This is a genomic window from Nocardioides sp. NPDC059952 (assembly GCF_042730435.1).
In the GTDB taxonomy this organism is placed as follows: Bacteria; Actinomycetota; Actinomycetes; order Propionibacteriales; family Nocardioidaceae; genus Nocardioides.
The window spans coordinates 1-6,599 of the sequence record NZ_JBHWLY010000133.1 but is presented as its reverse complement, the minus strand read 5'-3'; the positions used below and the strand labels follow the sequence as shown (position 1 = coordinate 6,599).

Here is a 6,599-nt window from a genome sequence, read left to right as displayed (position 1 = left end):
GCCGGTGGCCGCGCGCCCCTTTCAGCTCACGGCCTCCAGCAGACGATCGCCCAGGTCGGAACGGAGGTAGAGGACCGATCGGCCGTGGCGGGCCGAGGTCAGCAGCCCGGCTGCCCGCATCGCCCGCAGGTGCTGGTTGACGGCTGTGGCGGTGACCCCGAGGCGTACGGCCAGCTCGGTCGAGGAGGCCGGAGCCTCCAGCAGGGTTAGGAGCCCGGAGCGGGTCTCCCCGATGAGGTCGCGCAGCGCCCGCGGCGACCGCGGCCGGTCGGTCGTCCACAGGTTGCCGAGGCCGCGTGCCGGGTAGAACACGACCGGCGGCTCCTCGGGCGAGATCGGCGTCGACGGGTTGCGGGTGAACAGGGTGGGCACCACGGTGAGCCCGACCCCCGCGGTCGTACGCCGGTAGTCGACCTTCGAGGTGGTGAGCCGGATCGAGAGGACGTCGTCGGCGAGGGTGACGCGCGGTGAGATGTCGGCGAACATCGCCGCCATGCCGGAGTGCACGATCGTCCGGCCGCGATGGACGATGTCCGCCTCCAGCACCGCTCGCATCCGCTGCCAGTGGGGTTCGAAGCAGGCGTCCCAGTAGCCACGGAGCGCGGCGAGGATGCGGCGCAGCACGACCTGCGGGCGTCCGACCAGGACCGCCGGGGGACCGCCCTCGAAGTGGACCGCGTCGAGATCGCCGCGGACGCGGTGCGGAGGGGTCGCGGCGACCACCTCGAGCTCGTCCTCGAGCCGGGCGAGGGGGTTGCGCGGGCGCGGGTTGAGGAAGTCCGGCGTCCAGAGCCGCTCGTTGGTCAGCGCCAGCAGGGTCTCCCGATCCAGGTCCGCGGCGCCGACGGTGCGGAGCCAGGGCAGGTGGAGCGGGAACCGGCCGGGGTCGCGCAGCGCTCGCAGCGAGAGGGTGAGCTCGTTGAGCGGCGAGATGGCGAACCGGACCTCGCTCAGGTCGGGACCGGCCAGGTCGTACCTGATCATGAAGCAATACGCTACATCGTTAGCGCGCGTGGGCGCGGGGTGCGACAACTGGACCGTGATCCGACCTCCCAGCGACCCGGTCGAGCGCCCGCTCGTCGGTGCCGTCGCCGCCCTCTCCCTCGCACGTGGCATGTTCTTCGCGGTCAGCGCGCTCTACTTCACCCGCACCGTCGGTCTCTCGGCGGTCACCGTCGGCATCGGCCTGACCGTCGCCGGAGCCGTCGGTGTCGTGGCGACGTACGCCGGTGGGCGGCTCAGCGACCGATGGGGCGCCGACCGGGTGCAGTTGTGGGCGATGGCGAGCTACGGCATCGCCCTGCTCGCCTACGCTCTGGCCCGCGACGTGGTCGCGTTCGTGCTGGTCGCGACCTGGGTCTCGGCCTCGCGCGGCTTCCAGTCGAGCGCCCAGTCGACGCTGGTCGCGCGCTGGTTCGACGGCCCCGACCGGGTCGCCGTACGTGCCCGGCTGAGGGTGGTGATGAACGTGATGATCGGGGTGGGGACGCTGCTCGCGGCGGTGGCGCTGGCGGTGGACACCGGCGCGGCGTACCGCGCCACGATGGTGCTCGTCGGCGTGCTCACCACGCTCGCTGCGGTGCCGCTCGTCGGGCTCCGGCGCCGAGTCACCGGGCTGGGCAAGAGGATGGATGCCGGCTCCGGCCCGGCGGCGGCCAAGGGTCCGTCGCCTCTGCGTGACCGCACCTATGTCACCGCGACGGTGCTCAGCGGGGTGATGGCGATCCACTTCGGGGTGACCTCGATCGGGGTGCCGCTGTGGGTGGCCGACCACACGGATGCGCCGACGGTCCTGGTCTCGCTGCTCCTGGTGGTGAACACGGTCTACGTCGCGCTCTTCCAGGTGCGGGCCTCGCGCGGCACCCACGACATCGCCACGGCAGGGCGGGCCGTGAGGGGTGCCGGGTTCCTGCTGCTCGCCGCCTGCCTCCTCTTCGCTGCGGCGGCCTATCTGGGCCCGGTGGCCGCCACGGTGTTCCTGCTGCTCGCCGCGCTCGCCTCCTCGGCCGCCGAGACGCGCGGTGAGGCGGGCAGCTGGGGACTGGCCTTCGAGCTCGCCGACCAGGAGCGGGCCGGTGCCTACCAGGGCGTCAGCCAGATGGGCTATGCGCTGGCCCACATGCTCGCGCCCCTCGTGGTGACCGCCACTGCGATCGACCACGGCACCGGCGGATGGATGGTGCTGGGCGCGCTCTTCGCCGTCGCCGGCATCCTCACCGCGGTGCTCGCCCGGCACGCGGCTGTGGCGCGTGCCCTGGATCAGGCTCAGCCTCAGCGCAGCGAGTACGTCGCCAGCGAGACCCCGGTGTAGTGCGCGACGAACGCGAGGATCGTGAAGGTGTGGAAGACCTCGTGGAAGCCGAACCACCGCGGCCACGGGTTGGGGCGCTTGAAGCCGTAGATGACGCCGCCGGCGGTGTAGAGCGCGCCACCGACGCAGATCAGCGTGAAAGTGGCGATCCCGATGCCGAGGCCGAGCGCCACGGCGCCGGTGAAGAACGACGGGATGAAGAAGATCGCCGCCCAGCCGAGCGCGATGTAGTTGGGGACGTACAGCCAGCGTGGGGCGTCGTTCCAGAAGACCCGGAAGAGCACACCGAGGATCGCGCCGGTCCAGACGACCGAGAGCAGCACGACCTGCGTGACACCGTCGAGCAGCAGCAGCGAGAAAGGTGTGTAGGAGCCCGCGATCATCAGCATGATGTTCGCGTGGTCCCAGCGCTTCATGATCGTGAACCACCGCTCGTTCCACCGGCCGAGAGCGTTGACCCGGTGATAGACGGCGGAGACGGTGAAGAGCAGGAGCGCGGCCATCGTGAAGACCGCCGCACCGACCCGGGGAGCGCCTGACGGAGCCAGCACGATCAGGACGATCCCGGCCGCCAGCGTGAGCGGGGCCGTGGCCAGATGGATCCAGCCGCGCAGCTTCGGGAGGGCCTCGTGAACGGTCGAGGAGACCGAGTCGGTGATGTTGCCGACTTTGAGGCGCATCGCATCCGTCATCTCGCTCATGACGCGTAAGAGTATCGGTCTCCCCTGAAGATCAGGTGAATCCCGTCCCGCTGGGTGATGTGGCGCCGACGTCGATACCCTTCTCCTCGTGGCAGACTGGAAGGAAGGCGTACGTCGGGTTCTCTACCCGGCCTACGAGGCGCGGATGCTCCGCAAGATCGATTCCTCCAAGCTGCCCAAGCACGTCGGGGTGATGCTCGACGGCAACCGTCGCTGGGCCAAGGAGGTCGGCCAGTCGACGGCCCACGGCCACCGCGCCGGCGCGGCCAACATCGAGCCGCTGCTCACCTGGTGCGACGAGATCGGCATCGAGGTGGTCACCCTGTGGCTGCTCTCCACCGATAACCTCAACCGCCCTGCCGACGAGCTGGCACCGCTCCTCGAGATCATCGCCGACGCGGTCGACTCGCTGGCCGACGTACGCCGCTGGCGGCTGCACCCGGTCGGCGCTCTCGACCTGCTCCCGCCCTGGCTGGCCCAGCGCCTCAAGGCCGCCGAGGAGGCGACCCGCGACGTCGACGGGATGCTGGTCAACGTCGCGGTCGGCTACGGCGGCCGCCGCGAGATCGCCGATGCCGTACGCGCCCTGCTCAACGAGCACGCCACCCGCGGCACCTCGCTGGAGGAGCTCGCCCAGATCATCGACGTCGAGCACATCGCCGACCACCTCTACACCAAGGGACAGCCCGATCCCGACCTGGTGATCCGTACGTCGGGGGAGCAGCGCCTGGGCGGGTTCCTGCTGTGGCAGAGCGCGAAGTCGGAGTTCTACTTCTGCGAGGCCTACTGGCCCGATTTCCGGCGTACGGACTTCCTGCGTGCCCTGCGGGCCTACGCCCACCGCGAGCGTCGCCTAGGCAGGTGACCGCTGGCCGGAACATTCGGGGCGTCACCAGGAGTTCACAAAGAAAAATCGTTCGTGTTGCCACGGACCGTTGGTCCGGCGTCGTAGCGTTGTACCAACGGCGGGGAACAAATTCCCGTCGCACCTGGAGGCCCGTTACGTGAGAAGTCACGAACCGAACCTGTGTCAGGATCCCATCGATCCTGACGGGTGTGAGGCGGTCGGCACCCCGACTGACGGTCCACCGTCCGGTCCATCTGATTAGTGATGAGATGACCGGACTCATGGGTGTATGAGCCGGTCGCGAGAGGTGATCCGCGTGGCCAACCCAACCACGAACGAGCACGTCACCGAGGCCGATACGTCGGCCGCTCCGACACCGGCGTCGGAGTCTTCCCCCTCGGCCGAGAGCGAGTCGCCGCACCCGCGGACGTTCGTTCTCGACACCAGCGTCCTGCTGTCGGACCCGAAGGCCATGACGCGCTTCGCCGAGCACCAGGTCGTCCTCCCGGTGGTGGTCATCACCGAGCTGGAGGGGAAGCGGCACCACCCGGAGCTGGGCTACTTCGCCCGCTCCGCACTCCGGCAGCTCGACGGGCTGCGGGTCACCCACGGCCGCCTCGACACGGCGGTTCCGGTCGGTGAGGAGGGCGGCACGATCCGTGTCGAGCTCAACCACACCGACCCGTCCTCCCTGCCGAGCGGCTTCCGGCTCGGGGACAACGACACCCGGATCCTCGCGGTCGCGCGCAACCTGAAGGGCGACGGGCTCGACGTCACCCTGGTCTCCAAGGACCTGCCGATGCGGATCAAGGCGTCCGCGGTCGGGCTGAAGGCCGAGGACTACCGCGGTGAGCGGATCAACGACTCCGACCCGGGCTACTCCGGGATGGCCGAGCTGGACGTCGCCTCCGCGTCCCTCGACGAGCTCTACGACGACGGCGTCCTCGAGCTCGACGCGGCCCGCGACCTGCCCTGCCACACCGGTCTGGTGCTGATGTCCGACCGAGGCACCGCGCTGGGCCGGGTCGGCCCCGACAAGCAGGTCCACCTCGTCCGCGGTGACCGGGAGGTCTTCGGGATCCACGGCCGCTCGGCGGAGCAGCGGATCGCGCTCGAGATGCTGCTCGACCCCGAGGTCGGCATCGTCTCCCTCGGTGGCCGGGCCGGCACCGGGAAGTCCGCGCTGGCGCTGTGCGCCGGGCTGGAGGCGGTCATGGAGCGCAACCAGCACAAGAAGGTGCTCATCTTCCGCCCGCTCTTCGCCGTCGGCGGCCAGGAGCTCGGCTACCTGCCCGGCACCGAGGGCGAGAAGATGTCGCCGTGGGGCCAGGCGGTCTTCGACACGCTCTCCGCGGTGACCACGCAGGACGTGATCGACGAGATCATCGACCGGGGCATGCTGGAGGTGCTGCCGCTGACCCACATCCGCGGCCGGTCGCTGCACGACTCGTTCGTGATCGTCGACGAGGCGCAGTCGCTGGAGCGCAACGTGCTGCTGACGGTGCTCTCCCGCATCGGCGCCAACTCGAAGGTGGTGCTCACCCACGACGTCGCCCAGCGCGACAACCTCCGGGTCGGACGCCATGACGGCGTGGTCGCGGTGATCGAGAAGCTGAAGGGTCACCCGCTCTTCTCCCACGTCACCCTGACCCGCTCCGAGCGCTCGCCGATCGCTGCGCTGGTCACCGAGATGCTGGAGAACGTGGTCCCGTGACGCCGTAATCATTGTCACGTCAACGGCCCCGGACCCGTAAGGTCTGGGGCCGTTGTGATTTCTGTGACTCATGTTACGAAAGTGATGCTCAGGACGGTCATTTCTGACCTACAAACGGTGCGTCCGGTTTGATACGGGGTTGGTGCTCATGCATTGTTTGCGGGTCTGTAATGCCTCAGCCCCCGAATGAGAGCCCGTGACCAAGCCTGTTCATCGTGCCCCGCGACATCGCGGTGCACCAGCGAATCCGCTTGTCGACGTTCCGCACAAGGCTGCGCGTACGACCGCCAAGACAACCCTCCTCCTCTCCGTCCTCGCCCTCGGCGGGACCGGCGCGGCAGTCGCAGGCGGGGTGGCCTACGCCGGCCCCGCCACCGACGACCCGACGCTCAGTGCGGGTGAGTCGGCAGCCGCCGACATCCCCGAGCTCACCGACGCCCAGCGCGCCGCGATCGAGGCCGAGTCCGCCGCCCGCGGCGGCGAGACCTCCCTGTCGCGTTCGGCCGGTGACCGCCGCGAGGTCGCCGACCCCGGCAAGCAGGCCGCCCTGTCGGCCGGCAACGATGTACGAGCCATCGCCGGCATCGAAGAGATCGAGATCGATCTGCGCAACCCCAAGGACATCGCCAAGTCGATGCTCGGCGACTTCGGCTGGGGGATGGACCAGTTCTCCTGCCTCGAACCGCTCTGGGAGAAGGAGTCGGGCTGGAACCCGAACGCCGCCAACCCCTCCTCCAGCGCCTACGGCATCCCGCAGGCCCTCCCCGGCTCCAAGATGGCCTCCGCCGGCGACGACTGGGAGACCAACCCCGCCACCCAGATCGAGTGGGGCCTCGGCTACATCAACGACCGCTACGGTTCCCCCTGCGGCGCCTGGGGCCACTCCCAGTCCGTCGGCTGGTACTGAGCACCCCGAGTCGGCTCATCCTGTCGGGAAATCTCGCCGAGTCGGCGCGGTTTGTCGCGCCGACTCGGGGGTGGTTTTGGTGAGGTTGTGCCGTCGCGGCGATTTGAGGGGTGGGGGTT

General features: G+C 69.6%; 6 protein-coding genes. 4 read left to right on the top strand and 2 right to left on the bottom strand.

The genetic code is table 11. The features are described from left to right. Window positions 1-21 precede the first annotated feature (21 nt). Window positions 22-984, bottom strand: a complete 963-nt coding sequence (locus tag ACFV9G_RS29540) for a DUF5937 family protein (RefSeq protein WP_378733000.1) — start codon at window positions 982-984, stop codon at window positions 22-24. Between the two features lie 55 nt (window positions 985-1,039). On the opposite strand from ACFV9G_RS29540, the gene ACFV9G_RS29535 reads away from it, so the two are divergent. Next, a complete protein-coding gene (locus ACFV9G_RS29535; RefSeq protein ID WP_378732998.1) occupies window positions 1,040-2,311 on the top strand; it encodes an MFS transporter in 1,272 nt (423 codons plus the stop codon). Here the strand turns inward: ACFV9G_RS29535 and ACFV9G_RS29530 are convergent. Next, window positions 2,272-3,012, bottom strand: coding sequence for a hemolysin III family protein (locus tag ACFV9G_RS29530; RefSeq protein WP_378732996.1), 741 nt, complete (start codon window positions 3,010-3,012; stop codon window positions 2,272-2,274). The genes ACFV9G_RS29535 and ACFV9G_RS29530 overlap by 40 nt on opposite strands. Before the next feature lie 88 nt (window positions 3,013-3,100). Between ACFV9G_RS29530 and ACFV9G_RS29525 the strand changes: the two genes are divergently transcribed. From ACFV9G_RS29525 to ACFV9G_RS29515, 3 genes are all read left to right on the top strand, one after another. Next, window positions 3,101-3,877, top strand: a complete 777-nt coding sequence (locus tag ACFV9G_RS29525; protein WP_378732994.1) for an isoprenyl transferase — start codon at window positions 3,101-3,103, stop codon at window positions 3,875-3,877. Window positions 3,878-4,175: 298 nt separating this feature from the next. Then, on the top strand, window positions 4,176-5,573 hold the full coding sequence (locus ACFV9G_RS29520) for a PhoH family protein (protein ID WP_378732991.1): 1,398 nt from the start codon (window positions 4,176-4,178) through the stop codon (window positions 5,571-5,573). Window positions 5,574-5,769: 196 nt separating this feature from the next. Then, window positions 5,770-6,480: a transglycosylase SLT domain-containing protein gene (locus tag ACFV9G_RS29515; RefSeq protein WP_378732989.1), complete on the top strand. Its 711-nt coding sequence runs from the start codon at window positions 5,770-5,772 to the stop codon at window positions 6,478-6,480. The last annotated feature ends 119 nt before the right edge of the window (window positions 6,481-6,599 follow it).